The organism is Stenotrophomonas sp. JC08 (assembly GCF_052180205.1).
GTDB lineage: Bacteria > Pseudomonadota > Gammaproteobacteria > Xanthomonadales > Xanthomonadaceae > Stenotrophomonas.
In genome coordinates, this window is record NZ_CP197473.1 from 482,409 (window position 1) to 500,115 (window position 17,707).

The following is a 17,707-nucleotide window of genomic DNA, read 5'->3' on the forward strand; positions in this document are numbered from 1 at the left end:
GTGATCGCAGGCTCCGCATCGGCTGTCACTCCATTAATCGGCCGCGCCTCGGTATGCTGCGGCGATGCGCAAGGATCCTGTTGAACTACTGCTGCGCGGCCTGTATTCGGCCGTGCTGTACCTGCTGCTGCCGATCACCGTGTACCACCTGGTGTGGCGCGGTTTCCGTGTCCGCGAATACTTCAAGCGCTGGGACGAGCGCTACGCCTCGTATCCGGAGAGCGGTGGCCAGCCACGGGTGTGGCTGCATGCGGTATCGGTGGGCGAGGTCAATGCCGCCGCACCGCTGGTAAACGTGTTGCGCCAGCAGCGGCCGGACATCCGCTGGATCATCACCACCATCACGCCGACCGGCTCGCAGCGGGTGCGGGCGTTGTGGGGCGAGGCGGTCGATCACGTCTACCTGCCGTATGACGTGCCCGGCAGTGTCGGCCGCTTTCTCGACCACTTCCGTCCCAGCCTGGCGCTGATCCTGGAGACCGAGCTGTGGCCGAACATGCTGTTCGGCTGCCGCGAGCGTGGGATTCCGGTGTACATCCTCAATGCGCGGCTGTCGGCGCGTTCGTTGAAGGGCTACCGGCTGCTGCGGCCACTGGTGGGCCGCGCGCTGCGCACGGTCACCTGTGTCGCGGCACAGTCGCAGGACGATGCCGCGCGCTTCATCGAACTGGGTGCGCATCCCGCGCAGGTACGCACGCTGGGCAATCTGAAATTCGATATCCACCCGCCGGATACCTCCGCGGTGCTGGAGGCGTTTGCGCGGCATGTGGTGCCGGGCCGGCCGGTGTGGATCGCCGCCAGTACCCATGAGGGCGAAGAGCAGGCGGTGGTCGACATCCACGCACAGCTGCTGGCCAGGCATCCGGAGGCATTGCTGCTATGGGCGCCGCGGCATCCCGAGCGTTTTGCGCGGGCCGAGGCGCTGGCGCGCGAGCAGGGCTGGCGGGTGGCCACACGCAGCGGTCAGCAGTGGCCGCAGGCGGACACGCAGGTGTTCGTGATCGACACACTGGGCGAGCTGATGGCCTTCTATGCCTGTGCGCAGGTGGCCTTCGTGGGCGGCAGCCTGCAGGCCATCGGCGGGCACAATCTGCTGGAGCCGGCGGCGATGGGGACCGCGGCGGTCACCGGGCCGCACCTGCACAATTTCGCCGAGATTTCCCGGCGCATGCAGGAGGCCGGCGCTCTGCGCATCTGCGACGATGCCGGTGCGGTATCGGCGGCGATACAGCAGCTGTTTGATGACGCAGCCGGGCGCGAGCGCATGATCGAGGCGGGGCGGGCACTGGTGGAAAACGGCCGTGGCGCGCTGGCGCAGACGCTGGCATTGATCGCCCCGGAGCTGCCGGCGCAAGTCTGAGTCCGGGCATCACGCGCGCGGGTGCTGCTGCGGCGACGGAGTGCCGGCGTTTGCGCCTGCTTTCCGCCGCCTGCGCGGCTGGTCAGGCCAAGGCGAAGCGCAGCACGAACAGGCCGGCCACCAGCCACAGCGCCGGCTTCACTTCCCGCCAGCGGCCAGTGCCGGCTTTCAGCACCGCATAGGCGATGAAGCCGAAGGCCAGGCCGTTGGCGATGGAGTAGGTGAACGGCATTGCCAGTGCGCACAGCGCGGCGGGGACCGATTCGGTGATGTCGTCCCATTTCACTTCCACCAGCTCGCGCAGCATCAGCCCGGCCACGAACAGCAGCGCCGGCGCGGTGGCGTAGGGCGGCACCATCGCCGCCAGCGGCGAGAACAGCAGCGCAGCCAGGAACAGTGCCGCCACCACCAGCGCGGTCAGGCCGGTGCGGCCACCGACCTGCACGCCTGACGCGCTTTCGGCAAAGGCGGTGGTGGAACTGGTGCCCAGCAGCGAGCCGGCGACAATCGCGCTGCTGTCGGCCAGCAGCGCCCTGCCGAAACGTTTCCTGCCATCGGCCAGCTCCAGCAGGCCGGCGCGGCCGACCACGCCGTACAGCGTACCGGTGGCATCGAACACCTCCACCAGCACGAACACCAGCACCACCTGCAGCAGCACGTCCAGCGGTGCGCCGCCGTCGTGGTGCAGCAGGCCCGGCAGGTCCAGCTGCAGGAAGGTCGGCGCCAGGCTCGGTGGCAGCGATACCAGCCCGCTGTACTGCACATGGCCCAGCACCCAGGCCACGCCGGTCACCGCGAGGATGCCGATCAGGATCGCGCCCCGTACCTTGCGCGCCTCCAGGATGGCGATCAGCAAAAAGCCGGCCAGCGCCAGCAGCGGCGGTGCACTGTCGAAGTGGCCCAGCGTCAGCATGGTGTCTTCATTGGCGATGATCACCTGCGATTTCTGCAGCGCGATGATCGCCAGGAACAGGCCGATGCCGGCCACGATGGCCGCCCGCAGCGAAGCCGGAATGCCGGCCACCAGCCACGCCCGCACGCCGGTCAACGACAGCAGCAGGAACACCATGCCGGAGATGAATACCGCCGCCAGCGCCTGCTGCCACGGCAGCCCGGCCGCACCGACCATAGTGAAGGCGAAGAAGGCGTTCAGGCCCATGCCCGGTGCCATGCCGACCGGGAAGTTGGCCGCCAGCGCCATCACCGCCGAGCCGATCGCCGCCGCGAGGCAGGTGGCGACGAACACCGCACCTGGATCCATGCCGGTGGTGCCGAGGATCTCGGGGTTGACGAAGACGATGTAGGACATCGTCAGGAAAGTGGTCAGCCCGGCCAGCACCTCGGTGCGCACGCTGGTGCCGTGTTGCTGGAGTTTGAACAGGCGGTCGAGCAGGGACATGGGGTGTTCCGGCACAGCAGACGGAGCGGTGTGTACAAAAGCGGACGGCCGCACTGGGCGGCCGTCCGGCGGGTCTTACTTCAGCGCCTTGAAGCGCAGGCGCTTGGGACCGGCGTCATCGCCGAGGCGACGCTTCTTGTCCTCTTCGTACTCGCGGTAGTTGCCTTGGAAGAACTCCACGTGCGAGTCGCCCTCGAAGGCGATGATGTGCGTGGCGATGCGGTCCAGGAACCAGCGGTCATGGGAGATCACGAACGTGTTGCCCGGGAACTCCAGCAGCGCGTCTTCCAGCGCACGCAGGGTTTCGATGTCCAGGTCGTTGGACGGTTCGTCCAGCAGCAGCACGTTGCCACCCTGCAGCAGGGTCTTGGCCATGTGCAGGCGGCCACGTTCACCACCGGACAGCGAGCCGACCATCTTCTGCTGGTCCTGGCCCTTGAAATTGAAGCGGCCGATGTAGGCGCGCGACTGGATTTCGATGCCGTTGATGTTGAGGATGTCCAGGCCACCGGAGATTTCCTGGAACACGTTGTGGTTGCCGGTCAGGGCATCACGGCTCTGGTCGACATAGGACAGCTGCACGGTCGGACCGATCGCGATCTCGCCCGAATCCGGCTTTTCCTGGCCGGTGATCATCTTGAACAGGGTCGACTTGCCGGCGCCGTTGGGGCCGATGATGCCGACGATGGCGCCCGGCGGGATGATCATCGACAGGTTGTCGATCAGCAGGCGGTCACCGAATTTCTTGGAGACGTTCTTGAACTCGATCACCGAGTTGCCCAGGCGCTCGCCCGGCGGGATGAAAATCTCGTTGGTCTCGTTGCGCTTCTGGTAATCCACGCTCTGCAGCTCTTCCAGGCGGGCCAGACGCGCCTTGCCCTTGGTGCGGCCACCCTTGGCGTTCTGGCGCGACCACTCCAGTTCCTTCTGGATCGCCTTCTGGCGGGCCTTTTCCTGGTTGTCTTCCTGCTTCAGGCGCTCGTCCTTCTGCATCAGCCAGTCGGTGTAGTTGCCCTTCCACGGAATGCCGCGGCCGCGGTCCAGTTCCAGGATCCACTCGGCGGCGTTGTCGAGGAAGTAGCGGTCATGGGTGACCGCCACCACGGTGCCGGTGTAGCGCGCCAGGAACTGTTCCAGCCATTCCACCGACTCGGCGTCCAGGTGGTTGGTCGGTTCGTCGAGCAGCAGCATGTCGGGCTTCTGCAGCAGCAGGCGGCACAGCGCCACGCGGCGCTTTTCACCGCCGGACAGGTTGCCGATCACCGCATCCCACGGAGGCAGGCGCAGCGCGTCGGCGGCCACGTCCAGCTGGTTTTCCAGGGTGTGGGCATCGCCGGCGGCGAGGATCGCCTCCAGCCGTTCCTGTTCCTTGGCCAGCGCGTCGAAGTCGGCGCCTTCCTCGGCATAGGCGTCGTAGATCTTGTCCAGCGCAGCCTGTGCCTGCAGCACCTCGCCCACGCCTTCCTCCACCGCCTCACGCACGGTCTGGGTCGGGTCCAGGCGCGGTTCCTGCTCCAGGTAGCCGACCTTGATGCCCGGTTGCGGGCGGGCCTCGCCCTCGAAATCGGTGTCCACACCGGCCATGATCTTCAGCACGGTGGACTTGCCGGCGCCATTCAGGCCCAGCAGGCCGATCTTGGCGCCCGGGAAGAACGACAGTGAAATGTCCTTGATGATCTGCCGCTTGGGCGGGACCACCTTGGACACCTTGTTCATGGTGTAGATGTATTGCGAGGACATGACCTCTCCGTAGCGCAAGCCTGCGCCCGGTCCGGAGACGGACAAGGCCCAAGGCAAAAGGGAATAGGCAATTATAGCCGCAAGCCGGATGAGGCCGGTTGCAGCCCGGTGCCTTGCTGGTCTATGAATGTGAAGGGCCGCAACCGTTTCCAGCCGGATTCCGTTCAGACGGCGTGAGCATGATGGAAAGCGTCCACCAACCCAGTGAGGGCCACCCATGAAGATGAACCGCTTTGTTGTCGCCGCGATGACCGTCCTGCTGGCCTTTGGTGCCGCCGCGCCGGCCTTTGCCGCCGGGGACCGCGATCATGACCGGGGACGCCATGGCTGGGACGACCGCGGCCGCGGCCATGGCCACCATCGCCATGGGAACAAGCATCGCCATGACCGCCGCGAATGGCGGGATGACCGCCGTCACTACAGCGCCGGCTATCGCGAGGGTTACCGCGACGCGCGTTACAACGACCGCCGCTACTACGCTCCGCCGCCGCGCGTGGTCTACCGCCCGTATGGCTTCGAGCGTGGCCACCGCTACAACAACTACTACGGTGGCCCGGTCTACGTGGTCAACGACTACAACCGCTACCACCTGCACCGCCCGCGCCACGGCCACCGCTGGATCCGCGACGACCGCGGCAACATGCTGATGGTGGCCATCGCCACCGGCATCATCGCCGACATCGTGTTCAACCACTGAGCCTTGCCCGGGCCGGGTTACAGGAAGGCGCCCGCAGGGGCGCCTTTCCCATATGGGAAAGGCGGAAAAAGGTTGCAGACGGGAGCGTCGACGGCGGGCGGGGGCCCTGAAGGAAGCGTTACAATCGGCAGCTCCCTCGCCCCGTACCCAGGAGCTGTGATGTTCCCGCGTGATGCCCGTATCGAGTCCTACGACCCTGAATTGGCCAAGGCCATTGCCGCCGAGTGCCAGCGCCAGGAAGACCATGTCGAGCTGATTGCCAGCGAGAACTACGCCAGCCCGCTGGTGATGGAAGCGCAGGGCAGCCAGCTGACCAACAAGTACGCCGAGGGTTACCCGGGCAAGCGCTATTACGGCGGTTGCGAGTATGTGGACGTGGCCGAGAAGCTGGCCATCGACCGCCTCAAGCAGCTGTTCGGCGCCGATTACGCCAACGTGCAGCCGCACAGCGGCTCGCAGGCCAACCAGGCCGTGTATTTCGCGCTGCTGCAGCCGGGCGACACCATCCTGGGCATGAGCCTGGCCCACGGTGGTCACCTGACCCACGGTGCCAAGGTCAACGCCTCGGGCAAGATCTTCAATGCCATCCAGTACGGCGTGAACGAGCAGGGCCTGATCGACTACGATGAAGTCGAGCGTCTGGCGCTGGAGCACAAGCCGAAGATGGTCGTGGCCGGTTTCTCGGCCTATTCGCAGGTGGTCGACTGGGCGCGTTTCCGCGCCATCGCCGACAAGGTCGGTGCCTACCTGTTCGTGGATATGGCGCACGTCGCCGGTCTGGTCGCCGCCGGTGTCTACCCGAACCCGATCGAACACGCCCACGTGGTCACCTCGACCACCCACAAGACCCTGCGCGGTCCGCGTGGCGGCATCATCATCGCCAAGGGCGCCGGTGAGGAGATCGAGAAGAAGCTGCAGTCGATCGTGTTCCCGGGCATCCAGGGCGGTCCGCTGATGCACGTCATCGCCGCCAAGGCGGTGGCCTTCAAGGAAGCGCTGGAGCCGGAATTCAAGGCCTACCAGCAGCAGGTGGTGAAAAACGCGCAGGCCATGGCGACCACGCTGATCGCGCGCGGCTACAAGATCGTCTCCGGCGGCACAGAGAACCATCTGATGCTGGTGGACATGATCGGCAAGGACGTGTCCGGCAAGGATGCGGAGGCCGCGCTGGGCCGTGCCCATATCACCGTCAACAAGAACTCGGTGCCGAACGACCCGCGTTCGCCGTTCGTGACCTCGGGCCTGCGCCTGGGCACCCCGGCCATCACCACCCGCGGCTATGTGGAACAGGACTGCGTGGATCTGGCCAACTGGATCGCCGACGTGCTCGACGCCCCGGCCGACGAGGCGGTGATCGCGCGCGTGCGTGAGGCGGTCAGCGCGCAGTGCAGGAAGTACCCGGTTTACGGCTGAGCGATGCCGTCGGACCTGCCGCATGACTGGGCCGGCAGCCTTTACAAGGGGCTGTCGCTGGTCACGGCAGGTCTGAGCCTGCCGATCCTGGCGGTCACCCTGGTGTTCGGTGTGTTGCCGATTCCGCAGCATTTCCCTCGTTGCTGTCGCTGTGGTTTCTGGCCATGGTGATGGTTGCCCTGAGTGGATGGCTGGCCTGGTACCGCCTGACGCTGGCCTTCTGGCGTCAGGGCAGCGTTGGCTTGCGGGATGTTTCCCGGATCTGGTGGTGGCTGCTGCAGCTGGCCATCGCCTTTTCGGTCTATTTCTTCTTTGCCGAAGTGTTGTCCGCCTTGCGGGCAGGCCGGGCTAACCTCATTGTGTACGGCGTCCTGACAGCCCAGCTGTCGTCGCTGTACCTGCTGTATCTGCGTTACCGGACACGCTGATCCTCGCGCATCACCACCGGTAGGAGTTTTCCCATGCATTGCCCCTTCTGCCAGCACACCGACACCCGCGTGATCGACTCGCGCGTTTCCGAAGACGGCGCCACCATCCGCCGCCGCCGCGGTTGCGAGGCCTGCGGTGAGCGCTTCAGTACGCTGGAGACCATCGAGCTGAAGCTGCCGGTCATCATCAAGAGCGACGGCGGTCGCGAGGCGTTTGACGCGCGCAAGCTGCGGGTGGGCTTCGACCGCGCGCTGCAGAAGCGGCCGGTGTCCGAGGAACGCATCGAGGCCGCGGTACGTGCGGTGGTGCACCAGCTGCGCATGTGTGGCGAGCGCGAGGTGCCATCGATCAAGGTCGGCGGCTTCGTGATGGACGAGCTGCGCAAGCTCGACCATGTCGGCTATGTGCGCTTCGCCTCGGTCTATCGCAGCTTCGAGGACGTGGCCGACTTCCGCGACGAGATCGAGAAACTTGAACGCGACCATCCGGCCAGCGATGGCCAGCTGCCATTGCTGGAAGGTGCCGGTGCGGCGGAAGGACGCCCGCCGAAGTCCGCCAAGCGTTGAATCCGGCGCCGGACCGGGGAGCGCCGGCGTTGCCGAGCCCCGGGCCATGGCGGACCTTGAATTCCGATGCTGTTAGTTGATCTGCGTGATCACCCCGTAGTGGTGCCGGCGCTGGCTGCCGCGCATGTACAGGCCTTTGGCGGGCTGCTGCCGGACTGGACCGTGGCCCAGGCAGAAGCCGAGCTGCGTGGGCAGCAACGCGACACCATTCCCTGCACCTGGCTGGCGCTGGACGCCGGGGACTGGCTGGGCTCGGTCAGCCTGTTGCATGACGACCACGAGCAGATCCGCGGCTGGTCGCCGTGGCTGGCCTCGCTGTACGTGAAACCCGGGGCGCGTGGCAGGGGCGCGGGCGCCGCGCTGGTGGCGCATGCCGTCGCGCAGGCCGCCGCCTTCGGTGTGCCGGAGCTGTACCTGTATTGCGAAGCGTCAATGGTGGCGTGGTATCGCTCGCTGGGCTGGAGCGAACACACCCGGCTGCAGCTCGGGCCGTTGGCCATCACGGTGATGCGGGTCGATACGCGTGCGCGATGAGCGCATTGCCTGCCCGGCTTCAACCCGTTCGAGCCGAGGCGGGCGAGCACCTACACTTGCCACATTGCGCCGGGTTCCGATGCCGCGTGTTGATGAGGCGCTATACCGCCCGTTTTCCGATCGAAGAGGTCTGTCATGCCGTCCTTCACCGCCACCGATCACCTGCTGATGGCCCGCGCGCTGCGTCTGGCCGGGCGCGGCGCGTGGACCACCCGGCCCAATCCGATGGTCGGCTGTGTCATCGCCCACGGTGAGGAGGTGGTGGGTGAAGGTTTCCACCAGCGCGCTGGCGGGCCGCATGCCGAGGTGTTCGCACTGCAGGCGGCGGGTGGCCGGGCGCGTGGCGCTACCGCCTATGTGACGCTGGAGCCGTGTGCGCATTACGGCCGCACCCCACCGTGTGCGCTGGCGCTGATCGAGGCGGGTGTGGCGCGGGTGGTGGCGGCGATGGCCGATCCGTTTCCGGATGTGGATGGCGGCGGCTTCGCGCTGCTGCGGCAGGCCGGTATCGCGGTCGAAGTGGGCCTGCTGGCCGATCAGGCGCGTGCGCTCAATGCCGGCTTCCTGTCGCGGATCGAGCGCGGCCGGCCGCTGCTGCGGGTCAAACTGGCCGGCAGTCTGGATGGCCGCACGGCGATGGCCACTGGCGAATCCAAGTGGATCACCGGCGAGGCCGCGCGTGCCGATGTGCAGCAGTGGCGGGCGCGGGCCGGTGCGATCCTGAGCGGTGCGGCGACCGTGCTGGCCGATGATCCGCTGCTGACCGCGCGCCCGGAGCAGGGTGAATTCCTGCCGCCGCTGCGGGTGGTGCTCGATGCCCGGCTACGCACGCTGGCCTGCGCGCGGGTGCGTGAGGGCGACGCACCGACGCTGTATCTGCACGATCCCGCACTGACCGCACCGGCACTGGCAGGGGCCGAATTCGCCGCCTCGCCGTTGCAGGCCGATGGCCGCTTCGATCTGACCGCGGTGATGGCGCTGCTGGCCGCCCGTGGCATCAACGAGGTGCATGTCGAAGCGGGGCCGACCCTTTGCGGCGCGCTGCTGCAGGCCGGGCTGGTGGACGAACTGCTGCTCTACATCGCGCCGCTGCTGATGGGCGATAGCGCGCGGCCGCTGCTGGCCGGGCTGGGCATCGAGACGATGGCCCAGGCCGTGCCGCTGGAGATCGCCGATACGCGCATGCTCGGCAAGGACCTGCGGCTGCTGCTGCGTCCTGTCAGCTGAACAGGCCAAGCCTGCAACAGTCTGTCCACCGGGCAGACAGGTTCGCCGTGACCGGGCTGGTACAATGCGCCGGCCGGTTTTCCGGCAACCACAAACGTCTTCAGGGCGGGGTGCGATTCCCCACCGGCGGTAGGGGCGCAATGCCCGAGCCCGCGAGCGCTTGGCCACGATGACGTGGACAAGGTCAGCAGATCCGGTCCAATGCCGGAGCCGACGGTCACAGTCCGGATGAAAGAAGACGGTGTCGCGGGCCTTGGTGGGTCCGTGCACCTGTATGCCTTGCGGCGTTTTTCGCTCACTTACCGCGGAGAACGTTAGTGAAGTTCCTTCTTCAAAAGTCCGTACATCCATGTGCGGGGATTCAAAGCAGTGCGCTCATCGGGGCCACGGGTGACGCCCGTTACGTGGGGGCGCACTGATGTTCACTGGAATCATCGAAGGTGTCGGCCGTCTGGCCGCACGCGAACCCCTCGGTGGCGATGTCCGCTTCACCTTCGACGTCGGCAACCTGCCGTTCGAACAGGTGCAGATGGGCGAGAGCATTGCCGTCAATGGCGTCTGCCTGACCGTCATCGATTTCGACAGCAGCAGCTTCAAGGCCGATGCCTCCACCGAAACCCTGGAACTGACCACGCTCGGCGCGCTGGCCGAAGGTGCGGTGATCAATCTGGAGCGCGCGATGCGCCCGACCGACCGCCTCGGCGGGCATCTGGTCAGCGGTCACGTCGATGGCCTGGGCACTGTGCTGTCCATCCATGAGGACGCACGTGCGCTGCGCTGGCGCTTTGCCGCGCCCAAGCCGCTGCTCAAGTACATCGCCAAGAAGGGCTCGATCTGTGTCGATGGCGTCAGCCTGACCGTGAACGCCGCCGATGACGAAGGCTTCGAGGTCGCGCTGATTCCGCACACCGTCGCCAATACCGCCTTTGTCGCCACTGCCGTGGGCAGTGCGGTCAATCTGGAAATCGATCTGGTCGCCCGCTATGTCGAGCGCCTGCTGGGCCAAGGAGCCACGCCATGAGTTTCGCCCCCATTCCCGAACTGCTGGAAGAAATCCGCGCCGGCCGCATGGTCGTGATCGTCGATGACGAGGACCGCGAGAACGAAGGCGACCTGATCATGGCCGCCGAGCTGGTCAGGCCGTCGGATATCAACTTCATGGTCACCCACGCCCGTGGCCTGGTGTGCCTGTCGGTGACCCGCGAGCGCACCGCGCAGCTGGGCCTGACGCCGATGGTGCAGAAGAACACCGCCCAGTTCCACACCAACTTCACCGTCAGCATCGAGGCGGCCGAAGGTGTGACCACCGGCATCTCCGCGCACGACCGCGCCCACACCATCCGCACCGCGATCCAGCCCAACGCCAAGCCGTCGGACCTGACCCAGCCGGGTCACATCTTCCCGCTGACCGCGCAGCCGGGCGGCGTGCTGACCCGTGCCGGCCACACCGAGGCGGCCAGCGACCTGCCGCGCATGGCCGGGCTGGAAGCGGCTGGCGTGCTGGTGGAAATCCTCAACGCCGACGGCACCATGGCGCGCCGCCCGGAGCTGGAGGTGTTCGCCCGCGAGCACGGGCTGAAGATCGGCTCCATCGCCGACCTGATCGCCTACCGGCTGGCCACCGAGCACACCGTCGAGCGTGTGGACGCGCGTGAAATCAGCACCGAGTTCGGTCCGTTCCAGCTGGTCACCTACCGCGACCGCATCGCCCATGACCTGCATTTCGCGCTGGTGCGCGGCACGCCGGACAAGGCGGTGCCGACGCTGGTGCGGGTGCAGGTGGAAAACCCGCTGGCCGACCTGCTGCACTGGCGTCGCGACGACTTCGGCGTGGCCAATACCGATGCGCTGCGTGCGATCGACGCGGCCGACAGTGGGGTGATGGTGGTGCTGTCGGCGCCGCGCGATACCGATGCGTTGCTGGCCCGGATCCGCGCCCAGACCGAAGCCGCCGGCAACAGCAGGGACGTGGGCCAGTGGCGCCGCAACGGTGCTGGCGCGCAGATCTTGGCTGATCTGGGCCTGGGCAAGCTGCGGGTGCTGGGCACTCCGCGCCGGCAGATCGGACTGGCCGGTTACGGCCTGGAAATCGTCGAAACCGTGCAGGTGCCGGCCCTGTAACGGCCGGCAAACGGTACTGACGCGTTAAACTTGTTCACCTTTTTGGATCCCCACCTCCCATGAGCCATTACGAAGGCGATCTCCGCCCGGCCGGATCGGCCCGCTTTGCCATCCTCGCCAGCCGCTGGAATGCCCGCATCACCGACGCGCTGGTCGCTGGCGCGCGCCAGAGCCTGGCCGGCAACGGCATCGGCGAGGACGCCATCGACGTGGTGCGGGTGCCCGGCGCGTGGGAAATCCCGCTGGTGGCCGCGCGGCTGGCCGCCGCCGGCCAGCATGCGGCGATCCTCACCCTGGGCTGCGTGATCCGTGGCGATACCCGCCATTACGAACACGTGGCCGACCGCTGCGCCGAAGGCCTGATGCGTGCGCAGCTGGATTTCGGCGTGCCGGTGCTCAATGGCGTGCTGGCGGTGGAGCGCGTGGAGGATGCCGAGGCGCGTGCCGGCGGCAGCCACGGCAACAAGGGTGAGGAAGTCGCTTTGGCGGCATTGGAAATGGTCAATCTTCTGGAGCAGCTGCCATGAACAACAAGAACAACGGCAGGCCCGCCGGAAAGCCGGTCCGTCGCGACGGCATCGATCCGGTGCTGCGCTCGCGCGCGCGTCGTCGTGCGCTGCAGGCGATCTACGCCTGGCAGATTTCCGGTGGCAACGCCGAATCGCTGCTGGCCCAGTTCGCGCACGAGCAGGCGCATGAAATCGCCGATCTGGCGTACTTCGAGAACCTGCTGCGCGGCGTGCTGGACAACCGGCGTGACATCGACGCGGCGCTGACGCCGTTCGTCGACCGTGGCGTGGAAGAGGTCGATGCGATCGAGCGTGCGGTGCTGCGCGTGGCCGCCTACGAGCTGCGCTACCGCCTGGATGTACCGTACCGGGTGGTGATCAACGAGGCGATCGAGACCGCCAAGCGGTTCGGTTCCGAACACGGCCACACCTATGTCAACGGCGTGCTCGACCGCGCCGCGGTGGAGTGGCGCAAGACCGAGTCCGGCCAGTAACGCCGCGCGCGGCGCCTGTGTCCACCTGCAACGCCGGGGCCGGCATCATCGGCGCCGGCGTTGTCGTTTCCGGGAGTTGAAATGAGCCTTGACGAATTTGGCCTGATCCAGCGCATCGCCGCGCGGACCCGCGCACGCACGGACATTGCGCTGGGCATCGGCGATGACGCCGCGCTGCTGCAGGTGCCGGACGGACAGCAGCTGGTGGTCACCGCCGACACGCTCAACGCCGGCGTGCATTTCCCGCACGAGACGCCGCCGGCCGACATCGGCTGGAAGGCGCTGGCGGTGAACCTGTCGGATCTGGCGGCGATGGGTGCGCAGCCGGCCTGGTGCACGCTGGCGCTGTCGTTGCCGGCGGCCGATCCGGACTGGATCGAGGCGTTCGCCGACGGCTTCTTCGCGCTGGCCGACGCCCATGGCATCGCCCTGATCGGTGGCGACACCACGCGTGGGCCGCTGTCGATCTCGATCACCGCGATGGGTTGGGTGCCGGCCGGCGAGGCGCTGCGGCGGGATGGTGCGCAGCCTGGTGACGATGTCTGGGTGACCGGTGTGCCGGGCGAGGCGGCGCTGGCGCTGGCGCTGTGGCAGCAGGGGCGGCTGGAGGTCCGCGCGCCGGCGGGCGAGGCGGCGCTGGAGCAGCTGCGGTTGCGGCTGGCGCGGCCCACACCGCGCGTCGCGGCGGGGCTGGTGTTGCGCGGGCTGGCCAGCAGCGCGGTGGATATCTCTGATGGCCTGCTCGCCGATCTGCAGCACATCTGCCAGCGCAGCGGGGTGGCCGCGACGCTGGAGTTGCCGCAGCTTCCCGTGTCCGCAGCTGCCGAAGCGCTGCAGGAGCTGGCGCTGTTCCAGCAGCTGCGCGTTGGCGGCGGCGATGACTACGAGCTGTGCTTCACCGCGCCGGCTTCGCAGCGCGAGCAGGTCCGGTCGGCGATGGCCGCAGTGGATACTGCCGTCACGCGGATCGGCCAGATCCAGGCCGGTGCCGGGATGACCCTGCGCGATGCCAGCGGTGACGCAGCAGAGCCGGCGCGCCTCGGCTACAACCACTTCTCGCCGCCGCGCTGACCGCGCGCGGCGCGCGGTTGGAAGGCACGGCCGCCGTGGCGGTACTCAGCCGTTGGCCGGATCGGCCGGCGGCAACACCTTGCCCGGATTGAGGATGCCGTCCGGGTCCAGCGCCTGCTTGACCGCGCGCATTGTCGCCAGCGTGGCCGATGAGAACGCCCGCGGCATGAAATCGCGCTTGGCCAGGCCGATACCGTGTTCGCCGGACAGGGTGCCGCCCAGTGCCAGTGCCAGTTCGAACACCTTGGGCAGCGTGGCGTGGGCGCGCGCATTCTCGCCGGCGTCGTCCGGGTGATAGAGGATGTTGACGTGCAGGTTGCCGTTGCCGGCGTGGCCGAAGGTGACGATCGGCAGGTCCGCTTCGGCGGACAGCCGCTGCACGCCTTCCACCAGTTCCGGAATGCGCGAGACCGGCACCACCACGTCCTCGTTGATCTTGCCCGGGGCGATGCTCTTCAGCGCCGGCGACAGCGCGCGGCGCGCGGCCCATAGTTTGTCGCGCGCGCTGCCGTCGGTGGCCACGTCCAGCGCCAGCATGCCGTCGCCCTCGGCGGCCTCGGCCAGCGCGTTGAGCAGGTAGGGCAGGGTGTCATCATCGCCGTCGGCTTCGATCAGCAGCATCGCGCCGGCCTCGGGCACCTGCGCGCCATTGCGGCGCAGCAGCTCCAGGCTGCGTGCATCCATGAACTCCAGCATGGTCGGGGTGACCGGCTGCGCCATCACCCGCGATACCGCCGCCGCGGCGGCCTGTGCATCGCGATAGAGCACGCGCAGGCCGGCCTGCGCGCGCGGGCGCGGCGCCAGCTTGAGCGTGGCCTCGACGATCAGCGCCAGCGTGCCTTCGCTGCCGACGACCAGGTGGGTCAGGTCGTAACCGGTGGCGTCCTTGGTGTAGGCGCCGCCGCACCGGATCAGCTCGCCACTGCCGGTGACCGCGACCAGCCCGAGCACGTTGTCGCGGCTGGTGCCGTACTTCACCGCGCGCGGGCCGCCGGCATTGCAGGCCAGGTTGCCGCCGATGCTGCAGGTCTCGGCGCTGGACGGGTCCGGCGGCCAGAACAGCCCGTGCGGCATCAGCGCCTGCTGCAGGTCGCCGTTGAGCACGCCCGGCTCGACCACCGCGCAGCGATCACCCGGGCGGATGTCGAGGATGCGGTTCATGCGCGCGAACGACAGCACGATGCCGCCCGCGGTCGGCACCGCCGCGCCGGTGGTGCCGGTGCCGGCGCCGCGGCCGACCAGCGGCACGCCGTGTTCGCGACAGGCGCGCACGATCGCCTGCACCTGTTCGCGGGATTCGGGTAGCGCCACGCCCAGCGGCAGCGCATGGCGCCAGGAATTGTCCTGGGCATGGGCTGCCAGCGTGCCGGCATCGGTGCGCCAAGCATCGCCGAGCAGCTGGGTCAGGGTCTGGTGGAAGGCGGCGGGCAGGGAACTCATGGGCGTTGGCTCACGTCGGGGGCGCGTTGCTGGATCAGGCGCCAGCCACATACGCACAGAAACAGCGGCAGCCACACCCAGCGCAGCTCCGAGAGTACGGTCTGCAGGCCGCGTGCCGAGAAGAAATGCTTGGCGAAGGGCGAGACGCGGATCGGTCGCCATGGCGCGAACAGGCGCGCATCGCTCCACGGCCACCACAGCGCGACACCGAGGCCGCCGGAGGTCAGCGCGTCCAGCAGCGGATGCGACAGCGCGCAAATGAAGACAAAGGCCGCCGCCTGCATCCGGCCGGCCTGCAGGCGGCGTGCGCCGAGTAACGCCAGTAGACCGAGCAGGCCGGCGAACAGCAGCGAATGGCTAGCGCCGCGATGGCCGAACGCATCGGCATAGGGAATATGCAGCGCGAAGGTGAGCACATCGGCATCGGGCAGCATCGCCGCGACAACGCCGGCGCCGAGCAGGCGCGGTGAGATGCGGCCGTGGTCACTGGCCCACCACAGCGCCAGTGGAATTGCGGCATGGGTGAAGACGCTGGGCATCAGCAGTCGTCGGCGCGGAAGGCGTCACGGATCCAGTGCAGTTGCGGTGGTTCGCCACTGGCTTCGACCACGTCGAAGCGACACGGGAGGTTTGCCAGCGATGGATGCTGGGCCAGATAGAGCTGCGCGGCGAGGATCAGGCGGCGGCGCTTGCCGGCATCCACCGACGCGGCGCCACCACCGAATGCGGATGAGCGCCGGTAGCGGACTTCGACGAAGACGAGGCTGCCGGCGGCGGAATCATGCATGACAAGGTCCAGCTCGCCGCCGCGGAAGCGGACATTGCCGGCGCGCCAGTGCAGGCCGGACTTCTCAAGCAACGTGCGGGCGAGGGCCTCTGCCGCCGCGCCGCGCGTGGCCTGCTCAGCGGCCATTGCCGATCGCGTGCGGCTGGCCGCCGCTGAATGTCGACCACGCCGGTGTGCGCAGCACGTTGCCAAAGCCGTCCAGCATCAGTGTGCCGGTGGCACCGTCGAGCCCGCCGGAGGTGGCGGTGGCCAGCTTCTCCATGTACGCGGTGATCTTCCACGCGTCATGGCCGAAAGCGAACAGCCGTGCGGCGGCTCCCCGTACGGTCGGCAAGGTGCTGGCCAGGCTGCTGTGTGCGGGCAGGCCGGCGGTGCCGCGCGTGGTCCAGGCTTCGCTGGGATAGACGATGCCGTCCAGCGCCATGTCTTCCTCGGCCTTGCCGGTGTTGCTGGTCAGCTGCGAGGTGCCCACCCGGCTCACTGCCGCCAGCCCGGACAGGGCCAGCTGGGGGGCCAGTGCGCGCGCCTGGTTGCCCTTGACCGCCAGAAACACCGCGTCCACGCCGCTGGCCTGGCGCAACTGCGCGCCGATGTCGCCGGGCGCATCGTTGACACTGATGCTGGCGGCGATCTTGCCGCCACGTTCGCTGAAGCGTTCCTTGAACGCCGCACTGGCGCGGCGGCCGCTGTCATCGTTGCTGGCGATCACCAGCACGTTGCCGCGCTCGCGTCCGAGCAGATATTCGGCGGCGATGATGCCGTCGTCCTCCGGTGCCAGCGAGAAGCCGGCGCTGCCCGGCGGTGGGGTGTCCTTGCCGCGGTTCAGGGCAAGCAGCGGGACGGGCAGTTGCTCGCGGTGGAACAACGCGTCGACCTCGTCGCGGCCCAACGGTCCGATGATGAAATCCACGCCCGCGGCAACCGCCTTGTCGTAAGCGGCACCGGCACCGGTGGCGGTGCCCCGGGTGTCGATGAACTCGATTTCGGGGCGACGCCGGGTTTCGCCGTAATAGCCGGCCAGCAGGCCATCGCGCACCGGCGCGGCGGCGGTGGCGAGATTGCCGGTCAGCGGCAGCAGCACCGCCAGCTTCACCGGCGGCCGGTAGCCGTCGGCCTCGGCGGGCGGACGCTTGCCGGTATCGAGCTGCCAGGCCGAATCACGATCGAACGGGCGCGGCAGCGGCAGGCCGCGGGCGATCAGCGCGCGCCCGGCGAAGTTGTACAGCGGCTCGCCGGCGGGCAGCGCCGCGGCACGATCACGCAGGGTGACATCGTCCAGCCCGGCCAGCAGGCGGGTGATGGCGCGCTGGTTGTCGCTGCGGGCAGCGCCGCTGAGCATCACACCGGCGCGGGCGCGCTCGGTGGCGGCGTTGAAGGCGTCGCCACTGGTTTCGAATGCCTGTGCGCGGGCCAGGTGCCAGCGCGCCTGCAGTGGTGCCGGCAGCGACAGGCTGGTGGAGGGCTGTTGCAGCACCTGCAGCGCTGTGGCGGGTTGCCCGTCGGCAAGGGCCAGTTCGGCCTGCAGCAGCGCGAAGCGCTGGCTGGTGGCGCCGCTCAGCTGTCGCGGCTGCACCTGCGCCATCAGCATGCGCGCACGGGCGCTGTCGCCGGCTTCGTGCCACGCGAACGCCGCATCGGCCAGCAGCTGTGCCTTGCCGGCCCCCCGGGCCAGTCCGGCTTCGGCCTCCAGCTGCTGCGCGGCCTCGCGCGGCTTGCCCTGTTCGAGCAGGGCGATGGCGGCCTGCTGGGCCGGTGAGCTGGTGGGGGCCACACTGGTGGTGGCACAGCCCACGAACAGCAGCATCGACAGTGACAGGGCGGAAATCCGTGCGGCTGGCTTGTTCATTTGGTGTCCGTTCGACTGGGCGCGGCAGTGGCGTGCGGGAGAAACGGTAGGATTCTAACCTTGCCCATGGAAAT

General features: G+C 68.1%; 19 protein-coding genes and 1 riboswitch. Of the genes, 13 read left to right on the plus strand and 6 right to left on the minus strand.

Annotation, left to right across the window (positions count from 1 at the left end; translation table 11 throughout):
* Window positions 1-64 precede the first annotated feature (64 nt).
* Window positions 65-1,360, plus strand: coding sequence for a lipid IV(A) 3-deoxy-D-manno-octulosonic acid transferase (waaA, locus tag ACSBPQ_RS02090; protein WP_442683438.1), 1,296 nt, complete (start codon window positions 65-67; stop codon window positions 1,358-1,360).
* 82 nt (window positions 1,361-1,442) lie between these two features.
* On the opposite strand, the gene ACSBPQ_RS02095 is transcribed toward waaA, so the two are convergent.
* Window positions 1,443-2,759, minus strand: a complete 1,317-nt coding sequence (locus ACSBPQ_RS02095; protein WP_442683439.1) for an NCS2 family permease — start codon at window positions 2,757-2,759, stop codon at window positions 1,443-1,445.
* Between the two features lie 75 nt (window positions 2,760-2,834).
* A complete protein-coding gene (ettA, locus tag ACSBPQ_RS02100; protein WP_442683440.1) occupies window positions 2,835-4,499 on the minus strand; it encodes an energy-dependent translational throttle protein EttA in 1,665 nt (554 codons plus the stop codon).
* 217 nt (window positions 4,500-4,716) lie between these two features.
* Here ettA and ACSBPQ_RS02105 point away from each other — a divergent pair, with 217 nt between their 5' ends.
* The 12 genes from ACSBPQ_RS02105 to thiL all read left to right on the plus strand — a co-directional run bounded on the left by ACSBPQ_RS02105 (window position 4,717) and on the right by thiL (window position 13,560).
* On the plus strand, window positions 4,717-5,196 hold the full coding sequence (locus ACSBPQ_RS02105; protein ID WP_442683441.1) for an RcnB family protein: 480 nt from the start codon (window positions 4,717-4,719) through the stop codon (window positions 5,194-5,196).
* 159 nt (window positions 5,197-5,355) lie between these two features.
* The gene (gene glyA, locus ACSBPQ_RS02110) at window positions 5,356-6,609 is read left to right on the plus strand and encodes a serine hydroxymethyltransferase (protein ID WP_442683442.1); all 1,254 of its coding nucleotides are present in this window, start codon (window positions 5,356-5,358) and stop codon (window positions 6,607-6,609) included.
* Window positions 6,610-6,612: 3 nt separating this feature from the next.
* Window positions 6,613-6,780 (plus strand): hypothetical protein, encoded by a 168-nt coding sequence (locus ACSBPQ_RS02115; protein ID WP_442683443.1) that lies wholly within the window; start codon window positions 6,613-6,615, stop codon window positions 6,778-6,780.
* Window positions 6,750-7,037 carry a hypothetical protein gene (locus ACSBPQ_RS02120; protein WP_442683444.1) on the plus strand — a complete coding sequence of 96 codons (288 nt, stop codon included), beginning with the start codon at window positions 6,750-6,752 and terminating at the stop codon, window positions 7,035-7,037. The genes ACSBPQ_RS02115 and ACSBPQ_RS02120 overlap by 31 nt, the downstream gene beginning before the upstream one ends.
* A gap of 33 nt (window positions 7,038-7,070) precedes the next feature.
* On the plus strand, window positions 7,071-7,604 hold the full coding sequence (nrdR, locus tag ACSBPQ_RS02125; RefSeq protein WP_442683445.1) for a transcriptional regulator NrdR: 534 nt from the start codon (window positions 7,071-7,073) through the stop codon (window positions 7,602-7,604).
* A gap of 66 nt (window positions 7,605-7,670) precedes the next feature.
* Window positions 7,671-8,138, plus strand: coding sequence for a GNAT family N-acetyltransferase (locus ACSBPQ_RS02130; protein WP_442683446.1), 468 nt, complete (start codon window positions 7,671-7,673; stop codon window positions 8,136-8,138).
* A 135-nt stretch (window positions 8,139-8,273) separates the two neighbouring features.
* The gene (gene ribD / locus ACSBPQ_RS02135) at window positions 8,274-9,365 is read left to right on the plus strand and encodes a bifunctional diaminohydroxyphosphoribosylaminopyrimidine deaminase/5-amino-6-(5-phosphoribosylamino)uracil reductase RibD (RefSeq protein ID WP_442683447.1); all 1,092 of its coding nucleotides are present in this window, start codon (window positions 8,274-8,276) and stop codon (window positions 9,363-9,365) included.
* A 92-nt stretch (window positions 9,366-9,457) separates the two neighbouring features.
* Window positions 9,458-9,609, plus strand: a riboswitch (FMN riboswitch).
* A 174-nt stretch (window positions 9,610-9,783) separates the two neighbouring features.
* Window positions 9,784-10,386: a riboflavin synthase gene (locus ACSBPQ_RS02140; protein ID WP_442683448.1), complete on the plus strand. Its 603-nt coding sequence runs from the start codon at window positions 9,784-9,786 to the stop codon at window positions 10,384-10,386.
* On the plus strand, window positions 10,383-11,486 hold the full coding sequence (ribB, locus tag ACSBPQ_RS02145) for a 3,4-dihydroxy-2-butanone-4-phosphate synthase (RefSeq protein ID WP_442683449.1): 1,104 nt from the start codon (window positions 10,383-10,385) through the stop codon (window positions 11,484-11,486). The genes ACSBPQ_RS02140 and ribB overlap by 4 nt, the downstream gene beginning before the upstream one ends.
* A gap of 59 nt (window positions 11,487-11,545) precedes the next feature.
* On the plus strand, window positions 11,546-12,013 hold the full coding sequence (ribH, locus tag ACSBPQ_RS02150) for a 6,7-dimethyl-8-ribityllumazine synthase (protein WP_442683450.1): 468 nt from the start codon (window positions 11,546-11,548) through the stop codon (window positions 12,011-12,013).
* Window positions 12,010-12,489: a transcription antitermination factor NusB gene (gene nusB, locus ACSBPQ_RS02155; protein ID WP_442683451.1), complete on the plus strand. Its 480-nt coding sequence runs from the start codon at window positions 12,010-12,012 to the stop codon at window positions 12,487-12,489. Before ribH ends, nusB begins: the two co-directional genes overlap by 4 nt.
* Window positions 12,490-12,570: 81 nt before the next feature.
* Window positions 12,571-13,560: a thiamine-phosphate kinase gene (gene thiL / locus ACSBPQ_RS02160; RefSeq protein WP_442683452.1), complete on the plus strand. Its 990-nt coding sequence runs from the start codon at window positions 12,571-12,573 to the stop codon at window positions 13,558-13,560.
* Between the two features lie 45 nt (window positions 13,561-13,605).
* Here the strand turns inward: thiL and ACSBPQ_RS02165 are convergent, their stop codons facing one another.
* From ACSBPQ_RS02165 to ACSBPQ_RS02180, 4 genes are read right to left on the minus strand one after another with little or no spacing between them, the layout of a single operon-like run.
* A complete protein-coding gene (locus ACSBPQ_RS02165; RefSeq protein ID WP_442683453.1) occupies window positions 13,606-15,000 on the minus strand; it encodes an FAD-binding oxidoreductase in 1,395 nt (464 codons plus the stop codon).
* Window positions 14,997-15,539 carry a metal-dependent hydrolase gene (locus ACSBPQ_RS02170; RefSeq protein ID WP_442683454.1) on the minus strand — a complete coding sequence of 181 codons (543 nt, stop codon included), beginning with the start codon at window positions 15,537-15,539 and terminating at the stop codon, window positions 14,997-14,999. Before ACSBPQ_RS02170 ends, ACSBPQ_RS02165 begins: the two co-directional genes overlap by 4 nt.
* Window positions 15,539-15,913, minus strand: coding sequence for a YraN family protein (locus ACSBPQ_RS02175; RefSeq protein WP_442683455.1), 375 nt, complete (start codon window positions 15,911-15,913; stop codon window positions 15,539-15,541). Before ACSBPQ_RS02175 ends, ACSBPQ_RS02170 begins: the two co-directional genes overlap by 1 nt.
* The gene (locus ACSBPQ_RS02180; protein WP_442683456.1) at window positions 15,903-17,633 is read right to left on the minus strand and encodes a penicillin-binding protein activator; all 1,731 of its coding nucleotides are present in this window, start codon (window positions 17,631-17,633) and stop codon (window positions 15,903-15,905) included. The genes ACSBPQ_RS02175 and ACSBPQ_RS02180 overlap by 11 nt, the downstream gene beginning before the upstream one ends.
* Window positions 17,634-17,707: the final 74 nt, after the last annotated feature.